The 17,350-nt window shown below is 33.8% G+C and carries 15 protein-coding genes; 8 read left to right on the top strand and 7 right to left on the bottom strand.

What is annotated here, in order from left to right; genetic code table 11:
- The first annotated feature begins 131 nt into the window (after positions 1 to 131).
- The 3 genes from J2X17_RS06895 to J2X17_RS06885 all read left to right on the top strand — a co-directional run bounded on the left by J2X17_RS06895 (position 132) and on the right by J2X17_RS06885 (position 4,568).
- On the top strand, positions 132 to 2,192 hold the full coding sequence (locus tag J2X17_RS06895; protein ID WP_310295960.1) for a S9 family peptidase: 2,061 nt from the start codon (positions 132 to 134) through the stop codon (positions 2,190 to 2,192).
- A gap of 70 nt (positions 2,193 to 2,262) precedes the next feature.
- On the top strand, positions 2,263 to 3,303 hold the full coding sequence (gene capA / locus J2X17_RS06890; protein WP_310295958.1) for a cysteate synthase: 1,041 nt from the start codon (positions 2,263 to 2,265) through the stop codon (positions 3,301 to 3,303).
- 353 nt (positions 3,304 to 3,656) lie between these two features.
- Positions 3,657 to 4,568 (top strand): LamG domain-containing protein, encoded by a 912-nt coding sequence (locus tag J2X17_RS06885; RefSeq protein ID WP_310295957.1) that lies wholly within the window; start codon positions 3,657 to 3,659, stop codon positions 4,566 to 4,568.
- 114 nt (positions 4,569 to 4,682) lie between these two features.
- On the opposite strand, the gene J2X17_RS06880 is transcribed toward J2X17_RS06885, so the two are convergent.
- From J2X17_RS06880 to J2X17_RS06860, 5 genes are all read right to left on the bottom strand, one after another.
- Positions 4,683 to 4,874: a hypothetical protein gene (locus J2X17_RS06880; protein ID WP_310295955.1), complete on the bottom strand. Its 192-nt coding sequence runs from the start codon at positions 4,872 to 4,874 to the stop codon at positions 4,683 to 4,685.
- Between the two features lie 142 nt (positions 4,875 to 5,016).
- Entirely contained in the window at positions 5,017 to 5,730 is a 714-nt protein-coding gene (locus tag J2X17_RS06875; protein WP_007811539.1) for a YebC/PmpR family DNA-binding transcriptional regulator, read from the bottom strand.
- Between the two features lie 282 nt (positions 5,731 to 6,012).
- Positions 6,013 to 8,043 (bottom strand): S41 family peptidase, encoded by a 2,031-nt coding sequence (locus J2X17_RS06870; protein ID WP_310295949.1) that lies wholly within the window; start codon positions 8,041 to 8,043, stop codon positions 6,013 to 6,015.
- A 231-nt stretch (positions 8,044 to 8,274) separates the two neighbouring features.
- Complete coding sequence (gene gcvT / locus J2X17_RS06865) at positions 8,275 to 9,357, bottom strand: glycine cleavage system aminomethyltransferase GcvT (protein WP_310295947.1); 1,083 nt, start codon at positions 9,355 to 9,357, stop codon at positions 8,275 to 8,277.
- A gap of 322 nt (positions 9,358 to 9,679) precedes the next feature.
- The gene (locus tag J2X17_RS06860) at positions 9,680 to 10,567 is read right to left on the bottom strand and encodes a YitT family protein (protein ID WP_310295945.1); all 888 of its coding nucleotides are present in this window, start codon (positions 10,565 to 10,567) and stop codon (positions 9,680 to 9,682) included.
- Positions 10,568 to 10,824: 257 nt separating this feature from the next.
- Between J2X17_RS06860 and J2X17_RS06855 the strand changes: the two genes are divergently transcribed.
- The 5 genes from J2X17_RS06855 to J2X17_RS06835 all read left to right on the top strand — a co-directional run bounded on the left by J2X17_RS06855 (position 10,825) and on the right by J2X17_RS06835 (position 15,568).
- Positions 10,825 to 11,277, top strand: coding sequence for a hypothetical protein (locus tag J2X17_RS06855; protein ID WP_310295944.1), 453 nt, complete (start codon positions 10,825 to 10,827; stop codon positions 11,275 to 11,277).
- A complete protein-coding gene (locus tag J2X17_RS06850) occupies positions 11,277 to 13,106 on the top strand; it encodes an adenylate/guanylate cyclase domain-containing protein (RefSeq protein WP_310295942.1) in 1,830 nt (609 codons plus the stop codon). Before J2X17_RS06855 ends, J2X17_RS06850 begins: the two co-directional genes overlap by 1 nt.
- Positions 13,107 to 13,438: 332 nt before the next feature.
- A complete protein-coding gene (locus J2X17_RS06845; RefSeq protein ID WP_310295940.1) occupies positions 13,439 to 14,287 on the top strand; it encodes an NAD(P)H-hydrate dehydratase in 849 nt (282 codons plus the stop codon).
- 125 nt (positions 14,288 to 14,412) lie between these two features.
- Positions 14,413 to 15,195 (top strand): HipA family kinase, encoded by a 783-nt coding sequence (locus J2X17_RS06840; protein WP_310295939.1) that lies wholly within the window; start codon positions 14,413 to 14,415, stop codon positions 15,193 to 15,195.
- Positions 15,185 to 15,568, top strand: a complete 384-nt coding sequence (locus tag J2X17_RS06835) for a DUF3037 domain-containing protein (RefSeq protein ID WP_310295937.1) — start codon at positions 15,185 to 15,187, stop codon at positions 15,566 to 15,568. The genes J2X17_RS06840 and J2X17_RS06835 overlap by 11 nt, the downstream gene beginning before the upstream one ends.
- Before the next feature lie 216 nt (positions 15,569 to 15,784).
- On the opposite strand, the gene J2X17_RS06830 is transcribed toward J2X17_RS06835, so the two are convergent.
- Both J2X17_RS06830 and J2X17_RS06825 read right to left on the bottom strand, forming a co-directional pair.
- The gene (locus J2X17_RS06830; RefSeq protein ID WP_310295936.1) at positions 15,785 to 16,333 is read right to left on the bottom strand and encodes a HutD family protein; all 549 of its coding nucleotides are present in this window, start codon (positions 16,331 to 16,333) and stop codon (positions 15,785 to 15,787) included.
- Between the two features lie 204 nt (positions 16,334 to 16,537).
- Entirely contained in the window at positions 16,538 to 17,044 is a 507-nt protein-coding gene (locus tag J2X17_RS06825; protein ID WP_310295935.1) for a GNAT family N-acetyltransferase, read from the bottom strand.
- Positions 17,045 to 17,350 lie beyond the last annotated feature (306 nt).

Here is a 17,350-nt window from a genome sequence, read left to right as displayed (position 1 = left end):
TAAATTATTTCAGACAAAATTAGTATATTGCTGTCTTATATCAATAGAATATTTTATGAAAATATTAATTCTGTTCTATTGTGTTTATAGTATTTTTGCTGCTTCTTATATTAAAAATTAATGCTAAATCAATGCAAAACGATATACCGGCTCCAAAAGCCAAAGTAATTCCAAAATCACTAAAAAAGCATAAAGAAACCCGAATCGACAATTATTTCTGGCTTAATGACAGAGAAAATTCAGAAGTTATTGATTACCTGAATCAGGAGAATTCCTATTACGAAAATATGACTTCGCATACCAAAGAGCTTCAGGAATCTTTGTACGAAGAAATGAAGGGGAGGATTAAAGAAGATGATTCATCAGTTCCCTATTTTTATAATGGTTATTTTTATATCACACGTTTTGAAACAGGGCAGGATTATCCAATTTTCTCCAGAAAAAAAGGAAGCCTTTCGGCAGATGAAGAAATCATGTTCAATTGCAACGAAATGGCAAAAGGACATGCGTATTTTAAATTAGGAGGTTTAAGTATCAGTCCGGATAACAAATTTGCAAGTTTTGGACTTGACCTTGTTGGAAGAAGAATCTATACAATTCAGATTAAAAACTTAGAAACAAACGAAATCCTAGCTGATAAAATAGAAAACGCGACAGGAGGTTCAGTTTGGGCAAATGACAATAAAACTATTTTTTATGTCAGACAAGATGAGGTAACTTTAAGGTCTGACAAGGTTTTCAGACATAAAATAAATACTGATTCTGCAAATGATGTTTTGGTTTTTGATGAAACCGATGATACGTTTAATGTTTCCATCAGCAAAGAAAAATCAAGAAAATATATTGTAATTGGTTCAGGAAGTACGTTGACGACAGAATACAGAATTTTGAATTCAGATAATCCTGACGGAGAGTTTGAAGTATTTCAGAAACGCGTTCGTGGTTTAGAATACAGTATTTCGCATTTTGAAGATTCATTTTATGTTTTGACGAATAAAGATAAGGCGACGAACTTTAAGTTGATGAAAACGCCTGAAAATAAGACCGGAAAAAGAAATTGGATAGATCTTATTCCGCATCGCGAAGACGTTTTACTTGAAGATATAGAAATCTTCAAAAACTATTTAGTGGTTGAAGAGCGCTCTAACGGTTTAAATCATATTCGAATCATGCCATGGAATGACGAACCGGACTATTATTTGCCTTTCGGAAGCGAGACATACAATGCCTACACGACAACAAATATTGATTTTGATACGGATGTTTTGCGTTACAGCTACCAATCACTTGCAACGCCTTCATCTGTAATAGATTTTAATATGAAAACTAAAACCAAAGAAATCTTAAAGGAACAACAGGTTTTAGGCGGAAAATTTGATAAAGAGAATTACGTAGAAGAACGTGTTTGGGCAACTGCCAGAGATGGTGTAAAAGTGCCAATTTCGATGATTTACCGAAAGGGATTAGAGAAAAATGGTAAAAATCCGTTGTTGCTTTATGCTTATGGTTCGTACGGAATTACAATGGATGCTTATTTTTCGTCTACTAGACTATCTTTGTTAGATCGTGGTTTTGTTTACGCAATTGCCCATATTAGGGGAGGTGAGGACTTAGGAAGGCAATGGTATGAAGACGGAAAACTGTTAAAAAAGAAAAATACCTTTACAGATTTCATCGATTGCTCTAAATTTGTAATTAACGAAAAATTTACTTCTGCTGAACATTTGTATGCAGAAGGAGGATCTGCAGGAGGACTTTTGATGGGAGTTATCGTAAATGAAGCCCCTGAATTGTACAATGGAGTAATTGCTCAGGTACCTTTTGTAGACGTAATAACAACAATGCTTGACGATAGTATTCCGTTGACAACCGGAGAATATGATGAATGGGGTAACCCAAACAATAAGAAGTATTATGATTATATGTTATCGTACTCGCCGTATGATAATGTAAAAGCACAAAAATATCCTAACATGTATGTTTCCACCGGATTGCATGATTCACAAGTACAATATTGGGAACCTGCTAAATGGGTCGCCAAGTTGCGGGACCTAAAAACAAATGATAATCTTTTGTTCTTAGATACCAATATGGATGCTGGACATGGTGGCGCTTCGGGAAGATTTGAAGCTTTGAAAGACTTAGCAAAGGAATTTAGTTTTTTATTAGATTTAGAAAAAATTAAAAGCTAATTAGAAATTTTTTGTTAAATTTGCAACCTATCGGGGTTATTTAAAAATGCCTTTGATTAACTATTTTTTTATGAAAGAAGAAATAAATGCTTATAATAATGTTTTAGAATTAATAGGTAACACCCCACTTATTAAGCTAAATAAAATCACCGAAGAGTTAGAAGGAAATTTCTACGCAAAGGTAGAAGCTTTTAATCCGGGACATTCCTCAAAAGATAGAATAGCGTTATATATTATTGAAGAAGCCGAGAAAAAAGGAATCCTATCGCCAGGTGACACCATTATCGAAACTACATCTGGTAACACAGGTTTTAGTTTGGCGATGGTCAGCATTATTAAAGGTTATAATTGTATTTTGGCAGTAAGTTCAAAATCATCAAAAGATAAAATTGACATGTTGAGAAGTTTAGGAGCAAAAGTATATGTTTGCCCTGCTCACGTTTCAGCAGATGATGAAAGATCTTACTATAATGTTGCCAAACGTTTACATGAAGAAACAAAAGGTTCCGTTTATATCAATCAGTATTTTAACCAATTAAATATTGATGCCCATTATAACAGTACGGGCCCAGAAATCTGGGAACAGACAAAAGGGCAAATCACACATCTTGTTGCGTGTAGCGGAACAGGAGGAACTATCTCCGGAACTGCTAAATTCTTAAAAGAGCAAAATCCTAATATTAGAATCCTTGGTGTTGATGCTTTTGGATCAGTATTAAAAAAATATCATGAAACTAAAGAATTCGATAATAAAGAAATCTATCCGTATCGTATTGAAGGTTTGGGTAAAAACCTGATTCCATCTGCTACAGATTTTGATATTATTGATAAATTCATGAAAGTAACCGACGAAGAAAGTGCACACTCAGCAAGAGAAATCACTCGTAAGGAAGGTTTATTTGTTGGATATACTTCAGGAGCAGTAATGCAGGCGATAAAACAATACGCAGAAGAAGGAGAGTTCACAAAAGATAGTAATATTATTGCTATTTTTCCTGATCATGGTTCTCGCTATATGAGTAAAGTATTTAGTGACGACTGGATGAATGAGCAAGGATTTTTTGATAGCATTAATGAAGAAGAAGTTCAAAAAATTGAATTTGTAAAATAAAAGGTTTTTCTCTAAAATATAAACTCCAGATAATCAAATATCTGGAGTTTTTTTTTGAAAGCATCTTAGATTTATTAAAATAGCAAATGGTTAATATTGATATAAATGATTAAAAATATGTAAATACCGTATTTATACGTAAGATTTTTTTATTTTGATTGAAGTAAATTTATAATTTTAATAATATTGCTAAAAGTATAAATAAATCAAATTAAGCTTTTAAAACCATAAATTTTGGTTATTTGACGATTATTTAGGTTCGTTGTCGATATTATTTTTATTAAAATACTTTATAATATAGATTAGTAGTGTTAAAATAACACAGTGTTTTTTTAATCCCCAAAACCTACTAAATGAAAAAAATTTTACTCGCAACAATGTTTGTAAGTTTTTTAAGTTCGAATGCTCAGAATCCGATTCAGGAATTCAGTTTTAATGGAACTTTGAATAATATTGAAAACACAACTTCTTTTATGGGAGCCAATAATTTTGTAACCGATAGAAAAGGTGTTGCAAATGGAGCCCAGCGCCTTGTCAATAAAGGCATGGAAGCTGTTATAGATGATCTTCCTCAAAACAATACTGCCAGAACAATAAGCATCTGGGTTAAGTTTAACGATATTTCTTCAGCAAATTATATCTGGGGTTATGGAGCCGCTTATAATGCTCAATATTGTGGTTTATTGCATCAAGGGACAAACTCAGCTAATTCTAACTTAAATATGGCCGGTTGGGGGATATCAAATGATATCATTCTTTCAATTCCATTGGAAAAAAATGTTTGGTACAACTATAGTTTCACCTACGATAATGCAGTTTCTAAAATATATCGCAACGGACAGTTGATAAAAGCTGTTCCCGGTATAATTCGCGCTACTAAAGGTAATATTTTTAGGTTGGGTGAAATCAACACAACGGTCGGTATTAATGCTGATATAGATGATTTAAAAATATTTAATGTGGCTTTGACCGATGAACAAGTAGCAGAACAATACAATAGTTCTAAACCAGCTGAGGTACTAAAATCGGCAGAAGTTGCTAAAAATAGTAAAACTGCAAAAACAAATGTTGTTGCTAAATCAACACCAACAAACACAATCAATAAAACCAGCGATGTAAATTCAGTTTCTAAAAATATTGAGGTTTTTTCGCAAGGTCAAAAAATAATTGGCAGTAATAATGGAATCAGCATCAATGATCTTCCTGAAGGGACTTATTTATTAAAAATTACAAATAAGCCGACTACCAAGGTTACTTCAAAATAAGAATAAGCATTTGGTTAAAATAGTTAGTTAGTTTTTTTGTAATTAGTTGAATTAAATTTTTTGAAAGAGTGAAAAAAGCCCTCTTAAATCTAATTAAGAAGGCTTTTTTGTTTACTAATGTTTCTTTTGTTGTCCCGGAGCGTAAGCTTTAGCGCTCTTACTTCCGGACATTTTTTTTGCCTGTCCAGGTGGTACTTTACCTGATGAGGTTGTATGTACATGAGTACTGCAACTTACCATGCTAAGCACTAAAAATAAAATTACCATAGCGATTACGGCAACTTGTGTGAATTTCGATGTTTTCATATTTTATTATTATTTGAGGAACCGCAAATATAATAGTTAATATGATTTTTCATAATTTTCTGTATCAGTTTAAAATCGTTACAAACAAAAAAGCCCTGGAAAAAATCCAAGGGCTCTGATATTTTTATAAAAAAGAAAAATATTATTCTTCTTTCATCGTGTGATAAACGTTCATAACGTCATCATCTTCTTCAATTTTCTCGATAAGTTTTTCAACATCAGCGATTTGAGCTTCAGTTAATTCCTTAGTGATTTGCGGGATACGCTCAAAACCAGAAGATAAAATTTCAAGACCTCTGTTTTCTAATTCTTTTTGCAAAGCTCCAAAGCTTCCAAAAGGAGCGTAGATTAAGATTCCGTCTTCGTCTTCAAAAACTTCCTCAGCACCAAAATCAATAAGTTCTAATTCTAATTCTTCAGGATCTAGATTACCTTTTGCGATTCTGAAGTTACAAGTATGGTCGAACATAAACTCTACAGAACCCTGAGTTCCCATAGTTCCGTTGCATTTATTGAAATAACTACGAATGTTTGCTACAGTTCTGTTATTGTTGTCAGATGCTGTTTCAATCAAAATCGCAATTCCGTGAGGAGCATATCCTTCAAACAAAATTTCTTTGTAGTTGGCAGTATCTTTATTACTTGCATTTTTGATAGCGCGCTCCACATTGTCCTTAGGCATGTTAGCCGCCTTCGCGTTTTGTATTACAGCTCTTAATCTAGAATTGGCATCTGGGTTAGGTCCGCCTTCTTTAACAGCCATAACGATATCTTTACCAATTCTGGTAAATGTTTTGGCCATTGCTGACCAACGTTTCATTTTTCTTCCTTTTCTAAATTCGAACGCTCTTCCCATTTCTAATTTTTAGTTTTGTGATGCAAAAATACGGTTATTCCTTATTTTTCCAAAATCAATTGAGTTCTTTTTTGAAGTTAGTTAGAAGTTAGATGTTAAAAGTTTCAAGTTTCAGGTTTCAGGTTTCAGGTTTGTTGGAATCTTTAACATAAAAAAATCCATTCGTTTACGAATGGATTTTTTTATCTAAAAATCTAAAAATCTAAAAATCTAAAAATCTAAAAATCTAAAAATCTAAAAATCTAAAAATCTAAAAATCTAAAAATCTAAAAATCTAAAAATCTATTTAGACGCATTAAACTCCGTAATAATATTTACAGCTTCATTTAGGTAAGGATTTGTTTTCAGGTTATCAATCTGATATTGATTTATAGTTTTCTCAGTTGGATAGACGCCTAATAAAAATTGATTAACGCTCGAATTATATACATCTAAAGGATTATTTTCATCATTAAACGTATTGATTTCTGACCAAAGTGAATTCACTATTTTTTTCTGATTAAAAACGGCATCTATGGTCATTGGGACTTCTGCTTTTGGGGCATTGACAATCTGATCAATTTTTAAATTAATCTTTTTTACATCATTAAAATAGGGGTTATCCGCCAATCGCGCTCTACTGCTTTCGGCAAGTTTATCTATAAGTGCGCGCTTTACATAAGGTTTGTATTTTAAAAACGGTTCAATACTATCATTTTTAATAGCAGTCGGAAAATCACTTTCTTTTTGGTAAACGTCTTCATAAAATTCAGGGAGAATTACATCTGGCTTTACGCCAATATATTGATGGCTTTTTCCAGTAACTCTGTAAAATTTATTGATAGTAATTTTCAGGAAATCAGTGTTTTTATCTTCGTCAAGCGAAAGAATGGTTTGCATGGTTGCTTTCCCAAGGGTGGTACTTCCTAATATTAAAGCGCGATTATAATCTTGTAAGATTGACGAAAAGAATTCGCTTGCAGAAGCCGTGTTGCTGTTTACTAAAACGACAATAGGGCCTTTATAAATCATGCCTCTATATGGATCATTTATAACAGATTTGCTTTGCTTGCTGTCAACAACAATTGAAAGTGGTCCGTAATCGACAAACATGCCTGCTAATTTAATAGCTTCTTCCATAGATCCGCCGCCATTATCAATCAAGTCAATAACAAGGCCTTTTATATTATCTCTGTCCAATTTTATAACCTCACGGGCTACATCGTCAGCACATCCTTTTCGATTCCTTGAATCCAAATCGGCATAAAAACTCGGAATTTTGATATATCCAATTTTACTTTCTTTACCAACAATGAAACTAAAAACGGAATTGTCTTCGTCTTTCATGACCTGCTTTTCGATATAAACGTCGAAACTTTTACCTGAATTTCTTTTTAGCGTTAGCGTAATACTTTTATTAGATTCTGATAATATCATTGTTGAAATTGATTCTATAGAAGCGCACGAAACCTGTAATGTCTCTTTTTGATTTGAAATCGAAACAATTTGATCCCCTTTTTTAATTTGCCCTGTTTTATAAGCAGGACCATTCGGATCTATTTCATCAATTATAATTTCATTTTTTTCATTTAGATTAACAGTCATTCCCAGCGACAAATGCTCTTTTGATAAAGATGCGACAAAACTTGATTTGCCATCATCACTAAAGTAAGTTGTGTGCGGGTCATAATAAGTACAAAAGAAATTATATACTTTTTCTTCCGGTTTTAGATTTGTTTCAATAAGCGTTCTGATTCTGCATATTTCATTTGTTAAAATCAATTTTCTGGAGGCCAGTTCAATCGATTTAAAATTTGCTTTAATCGAATCCAGATTTCCGCTCGTTTCGGCCATATCATCTAAAATCTGATAACGCAATTTTTTGAGCCATACTTTTTCTAAATCTTCTGGTTTGAGATAGAAATCAAATGACTTTTTATAAAACCTGATGGTATCTTTTTTAGTATAATCAATATTGCCGAGTTGTATCTTCTCTAAAACGGCTTTAGTTCTAAGAAGACCGTTTTTATATTTAGCTGAAATATCATCTATAAAACGGCAGTCGCCTTCCATAATCATATCGTCGAGACTTAGACGATATTTCTTAGACATTTCATCATATTCAGTCTTAAAAAAGATATTTCTCGACGGATCTAAATCATTGATCAGATTATCAAAAACAAATATTGATAAACTGTCATCCACCGGTTTTGGCCTAATATGTTCGGCTTGAATCAGTCTGTTTATTTTGCTTAGGATTTCGCATGTTGATGCGCTATTTTGACTAAATAGAACGCTTGTAGTCATCAAAAAAAATAATACTATTTTTTTCATAATTGGAAATCTTGGTTTAGACTAAATTTACGGTTATTTTTTTGATTAAAAGTTATTTTTTTTCTAAAATATCTTACATTTAATCGATTTATTTCCGTTAAGATGCACGTCAAAAACCGCGATAAATCAATTGATTAATGGGCAAAAAGAGTTTTGACATTATTTTTAATTCGGACAAAAAAAAATGCATCACTATTAAGTAATGCATTTTCTAAAATATATGTTTTAAAACTATTTTTTGTAAAAAGGTAATTTTACCACTTTTGCGGGAACATCATTTTTTCTGATTCGGATAAAAATATCACTGTCAATAGCGCTGTTGTTCACAGAAACATATCCTAAACCAATACCCTTATTCATAGAAGGCGACATAGTTCCGGAAGTAACAATCCCAATCACAGCGCCCGAAGCATCAACAATTTCGTAATCGTGTCTTGGTACTGCGCGTTCCTGCATTTCAAAAGCAACTAATTTTTTAGAAACACCTTCTTCTTTTTGCTTTTTCAGATTATCTGAATTCGTGAAATCTTTATTGAATTTCGTAATCCATCCTAAGCCTGCTTCAAGAGGAGAAGTCGTGTCGTTAATATCATTTCCGTACAAACAGAATCCCATTTCTAAACGTAAAGTATCACGAGCCGCAAGTCCAATTGGTTTAATTCCGAAAGCAGCACCGGCTTCAAAAACTTTATTCCAAATCGCTTCAGCATCAGCGTTTTTGCAGTAAATTTCAAATCCACCCGAACCAGTATAACCAGTTGCAGAAATAATTACATCATTAAATCCCGCAAAATCAGCCACTTCAAAATGGTAATAAGCAATTGCCGATAAATCTATAGACGACAAAGGCTGCATCGCTTCCACCGCTTTTGGTCCCTGAATTGCCAATAAAGAATAATCATCAGAAAGATTTTTCATATCAACACCCAAATCATTGTGTGATGAAATCCAGTTCCAGTCCTTTTCTATATTCGAAGCATTTACAACAAGCAAATACTCTTCCTCTTTCATTTTATAAACAATCAAATCGTCCACAATTCCGCCATCATTGTTTGGCAGGCAAGAATATTGCGCTCTTCCAATAGTCAAAGTCGAAGCATCATTCGAAGTTACTTTCTGAATCAAAGCCAAAGCATTTGGTCCAGTCAACAAAAATTCTCCCATGTGCGAAACATCAAAAACGCCCACACTGTTACGAACCGTTTCGTGTTCAGCATTTACGCCTTCGTACGTAATAGGCATGTTATAACCGGCAAAAGGCAGCATTTTCGCTCCCAAACTCTCATGTATGTGCGTAAGCGCAGTATTTTTCATTGTGTTGATTTATAAAATTGAATCGCAAATTTATTTAAAAAATATCGAAAAATGATAGTCTAAATTATAAAATTCGCAATAATTAGGAGCTATTTACTTCGTCAGTCGCTATCGCTCGTGTCCTGCTATCCGCTATAGCTTTTCCTTGCTAAAGGAGCAAGTAAAAGGATATCACTGCTATCAGGGATAGGGAATCTTGGTTTCAAATATATTCTTCAAAAGTTTTAATCCTTGTCAAAGTTTTCCTCTTTGTTTCCCTCTTTGTCAAAGTTTTAAACTTTGATAAGGTTATAGCAGGATTTGATAAAAATTACAAAAATATTTAGTGCTTCTTCTTCAATCTTAAAATTCCGCCGCTGGCATCTTTTATATATTGAATAAACATAAAAGCATGTGCATCAAGCTGCGTAATTTCCTCTTTAATTCTTAGTAATTCCAGGCGTGTTACAATCGTGACAATAATATCACAATCAAATTTTTCATCAAAATTATCAGGCAAATAACCTCGTTCACCTTTAATGATGGTAATTCCTTTTCTGAATTTTGTCGCAATCAATTCTTTTATTTCATCACTTTTTGCCGAAATAATATGAAGCGAAATATATTGTTCTATTCCCTGCGAAATATAATCAAGCGATTTTATGGCTGAAAAATAAGTCACAATCGAATACAAAGCCGTCCCGATTCCGAAATACCAGGCCGCTGCAAGAAACAATAAACTGTTCATCCCAAAAATAACTTCTGAAACATTTAAACCAATTTTTCGGGTTGTCAGCAAAGCCAATATTTCGATTCCATCAGCTGTAGAGCCACTTCGAATGCAAAACCCCATTCCAATTCCGATTAAACAACCGCCAAATAACGCAATCAATAAACGGTCAGAAGTCACGGCTTCAATATGAACAAAAGTCATGCTGAACGCAATCAGTAAAAAAGTAATTAAACTCTGAAGAGCAAAAGTATTTCCGAGGATTTTTTTTCCGATAAATAAAAACGGAATGTTTAAAACAAGTACCAAAACACCAAACGGAATATGAGTAATTTCATGCACAAGAATCGAAATTCCGATAACGCCGCCGTCCAAAAACTTATTCGGGATCATGAAGCCTTTTAGTGCCAGCGTAATGAAGATAACACCGGTAAGATTCAATAAAATGTTTTTAAGATTAAAAATTTCCTTCCAATCTATCGCGCGTTCGTTTATACTCATAAGTTTGGTGTTTAAAACACTTAAAAACAGCGTTTTATATTTATAAATATAAAGAAATTACTGCTTTTGTCTGGCACATATCCGATGAAATGACGTATTAATCGGTTGAAATAACATCTGAATGATTTTATAAAAATTCAAATAAAAAAATCACTAAATTTGATAGGTTATCTCCTCAAAATCAACCTGTAAACTTTAATTTCCGACTGATTTTTGGCCTATAGAAATCAAATTAATCAATCTTAAAAAATTAAATTATGGGTAAAAATGTGCAGATAGTTTTAACTGTTGATGCCAGCAGTCTCTATCATATGACAAATCCGTCTCAGGATGAAATTCACGATAATTGTACTCTTTCTGACGATAATGACGGAATCAGTGAAACTGGAAAAGTGGTAGATTTTTTAAGCAACGTTTATATTGCGCAAAATGTAGAGTGGGTGGGAGAGTCAAAAGATAAAGGTTATGATGTTGCGATTGATAGTATAGTTTACGATTTTGATTTAAACGATCCCAACGACATCTATTTTCTTGACGATGATATTACCATTACAGGTTCCGGAGGCAAAAACAGCAAAGTTGTGGCTACCGTAAAAGATCAGGCTGACATTGCTGAAACTAATAATATTTATAAAATCAACTTCAGTATTTATTATAAAAATAAAGCAAAAAAATATCTGATTGATCCCAAACTTAAAGCCAATAGTTAATGAGTTTGAAAAAAAGTAATTCAATAATAAGAATTTATTTTTTGGTCGTTTTGATTTGTTTTTTCTCTGTTTTTGGCTTTGCCCAAAATCAAAAAGTAGCCGATAGTCTGAAGAAAATTTACAAAGAGAATAAATTAACCGGAGAAGCAAAACTTGAATTACTCCGGAATTTATCTTTTAACGAAGTCAACGATCTCAAACTATCACTAAAATATGCTGATGAGTTGATCGCCTTGTCAAAAGCAACAAACAATTATCTTTATTTGCATCGCGGTTATTTACAAAAAGGAAATACATGCCGGCTTCTTGGCGATTTGAATGCAGCTTTGGATGTTTTCTTTAAAAGTAAAGATGCTGCAATTCATGCCGATTATCTTCCGGGCGAAGGAACCACAAATATGTCTATTGCCGATGTTTATTCGGTTATGGATAATGCTGTTAATGCCCAAATTTACTATAATAAAGCCATTTATATCCTGCGAAAAACGACAGATACCGTTTCGCTGGCCACAGCTTTGCTAAATGCCGGCGAAGAATATTCGAAAGGTAAAAAATACGAAAAGGCTTTGCTCTATTACAAAGAGTCGGGAGCGCTTTTTAAAAAGGTAAATTACTTAATTGGTACAGCTTATAATTTAGGGAATATTGGGATGCTTTATGCGGAATTAGGGAAGGATGATTTGGCAATGTCGCATATTAAGGAAGCTATTGTTATTCTTGAAGAACACGAAGATTATTACGCTATTTCAGATTATTTAACCTATATTTCAGATATTTACCTGAAACGACATGAATGGGGGAAAGCTTTAACTTATGCGCAAAAAAGCCTGATTTTAGCCAAAAAATATGGGCTGAAAGATCAATTAAGCAATTCTAATTTAAAACTTTCAGAATTGTATCAAAAGGCAGGCGATTTTAAAGAAGCTCTTGAGTATTTTAAGGAACATATTGTTTACCGTGATAGTGTAAATAATATTGAAATGGTTCAAAAAATGGCAGATATCCGAACCAACGCCGAAGTTTCCCAAAAACAAGTAGAGGTCGATTTACTCAATCAGCAAAAAAAGACGCAAAAGATTTTGGTAATTGCCTCTTTAGTTTCTTTTACTTTGATGTTTTTATTGGCTTTCGGATTGTACCGACGTTATAAATTTGTTCATAAAACTAATAAAATTATCGAAAAAGAAAAGAACCGATCCAATGCTTTATTGCTAAATATTCTTCCTGAAGAAACAGCTTTTGAATTAAAAATTAGCGGAAGAGTACAGGCCAAAAGATTTGAATCGGTTTCGGTTTTGTTTACAGATTTTGAGGGATTTACAACGTATTCAGAAAATTTATCCCCGGAAAAATTAGTGGAGAGTGTTGACTATTATTTTTCTAAATTTGATGCAATCATCGAGAAATACGATTTAGAAAAAATTAAAACGGTTGGAGACTCGTATATGTGTGCGGGAGGATTGCCTTATCCGTCTGAAAATCATGCCGAATTAATAATTTTGGCAGCATTGGAAATTCTAAAATTTGTAGAAGATTCTAAAAATGACACCGATTTTAATGAAACGCGCTTTAATATCCGAATCGGAATAAATTCTGGTTCGGTGGTTGCCGGAGTTGTGGGAACTAAAAAGTTTGCTTATGATATTTGGGGCGATGCCGTGAATATTGCTTCGAGAATGGAATCGAATTCAGAACCCGGAAAAATTAATATTTCTGAAAATACCTATGAGTTGATAAAAGATAATTTTGATTGCCAATACAGAGGAGAAATTGAAGTAAAAAATAAAGGCAAGATGAAAATGTATTTTGTAAATAAGCGTTTGAATTAAAAAGATCTGATAAAAGATATTTTAGGCCACAGATTTGAGGATTAAAATGATTTAATTAATCCGTGGATGTATGTAATTCATAATTTTTTTTAACGCATAGGAACATAGATTTTATTTTTAAAAAAGGGAACAAAAAGAAATATATTTCTTGCACATAGCACTATGTGTTTGTATGCGAGTGAAACGACTTTTCTTAGATGATAAAAACTATGTTTCTATGTGTTAGAAATAATCACACCTACGGGTAAATTATTTGTATTTAATCGGTGTAAATCTTAAAAATCTGTGGCAAAAAGTTTTTTTTAAATTATTTGCCTTAACAAATTGAACAAATGAAAGCTCCACTTTTAATTTCCAAAGAAGAAATTCTAAAATTCTACAAACCTATAAATCCTCTAACACATAAAGGACTTCAGGGACATGCAGTAATTATTGCCGGAAGTTATGGCAAAGTTGGAGCAGCGGTTTTGGCATCGAAAGCATGTCTGAAATCGGGCTGTGGACTTGTAACGACTTTTACGCCAAAATGCGGTTACCAGATTCTGCAAATTTCAATTCCCGAAGTTATGGTTGTCACCGATGAAAACGCGAATTTCATTACCAATATTCACCTTCACTTAATTCCGCAGGCAATTGGAATTGGACCAGGAATCGGGCAGGAGCTAGGCACTCAGAAAGCTTTATTTGAGTTTTTGAGAGTTAATAAAGTGCCGTTAGTTCTCGATGCAGATTCCTTAAATATTATTGCTGAAAATTTATCATGGCTGGAATTAGTTCCAGAAAACACTATTTTGACTCCACATCCAAAAGAATTGGAGCGTTTAATTGGTAAATGGAATTCGGAAGCAGAGAAATTTCAAAAAACAATCGCTTTTTCTGAGAAATACAAAGTCATTATCGTCATGAAAGGCGCGCCAACATACATCATCAACAAACAGGAAATCTACGAAAACACTACCGGGAATGCCGCTCTCGCAACCGCAGGAAGTGGCGACACCTTAACCGGAATAATCACAAGTTTTCTGGCGCAAGGCTACGAACCTAAATATGCCGCAAAAATGGGCGTCTTCCTCCACGGATTAACCGCTGATATTGCTTTGTCGGAAACTGGCTATCAATCTTTTATAGCATCGAATATTATTGAGTATTTGGGGAAAGCTTTTTTGGAATTGGAGAATTAGATAATGTGTCAATTTGATAATTAGATAATTTTCATTACCACACGAAGTCTTTTTTCTATGTTCTATACTCTTTTTTCTAAATCTAAACTCTACAATCAGAAATCTAAATTCGTAAGTTTGTATCTATGAAAAACAATTTCGATCTCAGAACGGTAAATGTTACCCGTTACATCACGCCTTTGCGCGAAGGCGGTTCTTTACCCGCTTTGGCAGAAGCCGATGACGATTTTAAATATGTCTTAAAATTCAAAGGAGCCGGACATGGTGTAAAAGCTTTGATAGCCGAATTAGTAGGCGGACAAATTGCTAAAGCCTTAAAACTTCAGTTGCCGGAATTAGTGTACGCTAATCTCGATGAAGCTTTTGGAAGATCAGAAGGCGACGAAGAAATTCAGGATTTACTGCAAGGAAGCCAGGGATTGAATTTGGCACTTCATTTTTTATCGGGCGCGATTACTTTTGATCCCGTTGTGACGACTGTAGACGATAAATTAGCATCGCAAATCGTTTGGCTGGACGCTTATATCACAAATGTAGATCGAACATTCAGAAATACCAATATGCTGATTTGGCACAAAGAATTATGGTTAATAGATCACGGCGCGTGTTTGTATTTTCATCATTCGTGGAATAATTGGGAACAACATGCCAAAAGTCCGTTTGCATTGATAAAAGATCACGTTTTATTACCTCAGGCTTCACTTTTAAAAGAAGTTGATGCCGAATTCAAAGTGCTTTTAACTAACGAAATTTTGGAAGATATTGTAAATACTATTCCGGAAGAATGGCTGCAATGGGAAGATACCGACGAAACGCCGGAAGCTTTACGCAATGTTTACTTACAGTTTTTACAGACCCGATTAACTAATTCCGAAATCTTTGTAAATCAGGCTCATAATGCAAGATAATCACTTATATGAATATGCCGTAATTCGTGTGGTACCAAGGGTGGAGCGCGAAGAATTCCTGAATATCGGAATCATTTTGTTTTGCAAAAAAGCCAAATTTATAAAAGTATTAGCCCACATTGACGATGCCAAAATTGAAGCTCTCTCCAATGATTTTGATATCGAGCAATTACATTGCAATATAACAGCATTTAAGAAAATTGCCTCTGGAGATAAAGATGGCGGCCCAATTGGACAAATGGATATTCCGGAGCGTTTTAGATGGCTGACAGCTATACGAAGTTCAGCAATTCAAACTTCAAGACCGCATTCTGGTTTGTGTGAGGATTTGGAAAAAACAATTCAAAGATTGTTTGAAGAGCTTGTACTTTAAAAGAGGTTCAAAGGTTCAAAGTGACAAAGGTGCAGAGGTTTAAAAAAAAATCTCGCAAAGTCGCAAAGTTTTCTTTTTTATATTTCTTTGCGACTTCGCTCCCGATAGCTATCGAGATTGCACAATTAAAAAAACTTCATGCCTTCCTGCCTTCGTAGTAAAAAAAAACTTAGCGGTCCTCTGTGCAAAACCTTTGTGTATCTCTGTGGTACAACCTTACTGATCCAATATTCCAAAAAGACATTCATTAGAAAAATCAAGCATTATATTTTCCTTTTTTTGATTTTCAATAACTAATAAATCATAAGGTTTTAGATGGTAAGGCTTGTCATTTATTTTAATAACTGTTGTGTCTAAAGAAAATAAAATCATTATTTGAGCATTACAATTCTGATTGCTATTCGTCATTTCTAGTTTGTGATGGATTATTTTATCAGAAACCATCCAGTTAAAATCAATGCCTTTTGTATAAGAAATCACTTCATCATCCGAATGAAATTCCATGATTTCATATTTCTCATATATCTTTTTTTCTTTGTTTACCTCAATATCTAAGGTATTATCAAGCATAACCAAATAGCGGTAATAGCCCTTAAACTTCGTAAACTCTGATGGCTCTTTCTCTATTGTAGCACTGCTTATTCTGAATACAAAATCTCTGTCGGCATAGCTTGCTGTTTCCGGATATATTAGATACTCATATGTCAATCCACCACTCCAAACAGAAGCTTTGCTATCTTTTTTAGGTAAAAGCTGTATGTTCATTTTTAATTTTTTAAAAAAGGTTCAAAGGGGCAAAGCATCAAAGGTGCAGAGGTTCAAAAAAAAAAGAATCACGCAAAGTCGCAAAGAATATAAAAAGATAAAACTTTGCGTCTTCGCGTCTTCGCGTGAATATTTCGCACTAGCAAAAAAGACCTTAGCGAATCTCTGTGAAAAATCTCTGCGAATCTCTATGAAATAACAATCTCAAAGAAGCTTCTCCAAATAAATAAACTCCAAAGGCGCATCAGAAATCGTAACATGAATTTCGCTTTTAGGAAAAGCTTCTCTTTCGCCCGTATCAACATAACCGTGGCGTTTGTACCACGCAATAAGCTCTTCGCGAACCGAAATAACCGTCATAATAATACTCGACAGTCCCAAAGCTTTAGCATGATTTTCGGCTTCAGTCAACATTTTTTTTCCGATTCCGCTGTTTTGTAATTCAGGGGAAACGGTTAACATTCCCAAATACAATTGGTTTTCTTTTTCCACCAATAAAACCGATCCAATAATTTGATTGTTCTCAGTATATTTCAAAATTGTATTCTTCGGATTCAGAATCGTTTCTGTCAATTCTTCTTCGTTTGTTCTTTTTCCTTCTAATAAATTGGCTTCTGTTGTCCAGCCTTTTTTAGAAGTTTCGCCTCTGTAAGCGGAGTTAATTAAAATGTTTAAGGCAGGAATATCTTGTAAAGTTGCTTTTGTAATCATGGTAATTTTATGCTGTAGTAATTTTAAAATTTTTGAATTGCCACCTGCTTTAGCTGGAGAAACAAAATTATAATATTAGAGATTAGCTTTATCCAAAATTATTGTGATTTTTGGCTGCAGCAACTTATTGACTCAGAGCTATATGGTCGCTAGCGCGAGCGTCACGCTCGTGCACGTTCTAATTGTTTTTTGAATTCGCGTTCACGAGCGGGACGCTCGCGCTAGCTGGGGATTTGCCAAATCATTCCAAATACAAGACCATTTTTCCATTAAGCCAAATGTCCAAATCCGTTGTAGTGGCTGTTA

This window comes from Flavobacterium aquidurense, from assembly GCF_031458035.1.
In the GTDB taxonomy this organism is placed as follows: Bacteria; Bacteroidota; Bacteroidia; order Flavobacteriales; family Flavobacteriaceae; genus Flavobacterium; species Flavobacterium aquidurense_C.
This window is presented reverse-complemented; position numbering and strand designations above follow the sequence as displayed.

Excerpts from the sequence above, each read along its gene's own strand:
- J2X17_RS06845 (WP_310295940.1), top strand. The coding sequence starts at position 13,439 with ATGAAAGCTCCACTTTTAATTTCCAAAGAAGAAATTCTAAAATTCTAC.
- J2X17_RS06855 (WP_310295944.1), top strand. The coding sequence starts at position 10,825 with ATGGGTAAAAATGTGCAGATAGTTTTAACTGTTGATGCCAGCAGTCTC.
- J2X17_RS06850 (WP_310295942.1), top strand. The coding sequence starts at position 11,277 with ATGAGTTTGAAAAAAAGTAATTCAATAATAAGAATTTATTTTTTGGTC.
- J2X17_RS06860 (WP_310295945.1), bottom strand. The coding sequence starts at position 10,567 with ATGAGTATAAACGAACGCGCGATAGATTGGAAGGAAATTTTTAATCTT.
- gcvT (WP_310295947.1), bottom strand. The coding sequence starts at position 9,357 with ATGAAAAATACTGCGCTTACGCACATACATGAGAGTTTGGGAGCGAAA.
- J2X17_RS06835 (WP_310295937.1), top strand. The coding sequence starts at position 15,185 with ATGCAAGATAATCACTTATATGAATATGCCGTAATTCGTGTGGTACCA.
- J2X17_RS06875 (WP_007811539.1), bottom strand. The coding sequence starts at position 5,730 with ATGGGAAGAGCGTTCGAATTTAGAAAAGGAAGAAAAATGAAACGTTGG.
- J2X17_RS06830 (WP_310295936.1), bottom strand. The coding sequence starts at position 16,333 with ATGAACATACAGCTTTTACCTAAAAAAGATAGCAAAGCTTCTGTTTGG.
- J2X17_RS06870 (WP_310295949.1), bottom strand. The coding sequence starts at position 8,043 with ATGAAAAAAATAGTATTATTTTTTTTGATGACTACAAGCGTTCTATTT.
- J2X17_RS06885 (WP_310295957.1), top strand. The coding sequence starts at position 3,657 with ATGAAAAAAATTTTACTCGCAACAATGTTTGTAAGTTTTTTAAGTTCG.
- J2X17_RS06895 (WP_310295960.1), top strand. The coding sequence starts at position 132 with ATGCAAAACGATATACCGGCTCCAAAAGCCAAAGTAATTCCAAAATCA.
- J2X17_RS06825 (WP_310295935.1), bottom strand. The coding sequence starts at position 17,044 with ATGATTACAAAAGCAACTTTACAAGATATTCCTGCCTTAAACATTTTA.
- capA (WP_310295958.1), top strand. The coding sequence starts at position 2,263 with ATGAAAGAAGAAATAAATGCTTATAATAATGTTTTAGAATTAATAGGT.
- J2X17_RS06880 (WP_310295955.1), bottom strand. The coding sequence starts at position 4,874 with ATGAAAACATCGAAATTCACACAAGTTGCCGTAATCGCTATGGTAATT.
- J2X17_RS06840 (WP_310295939.1), top strand. The coding sequence starts at position 14,413 with ATGAAAAACAATTTCGATCTCAGAACGGTAAATGTTACCCGTTACATC.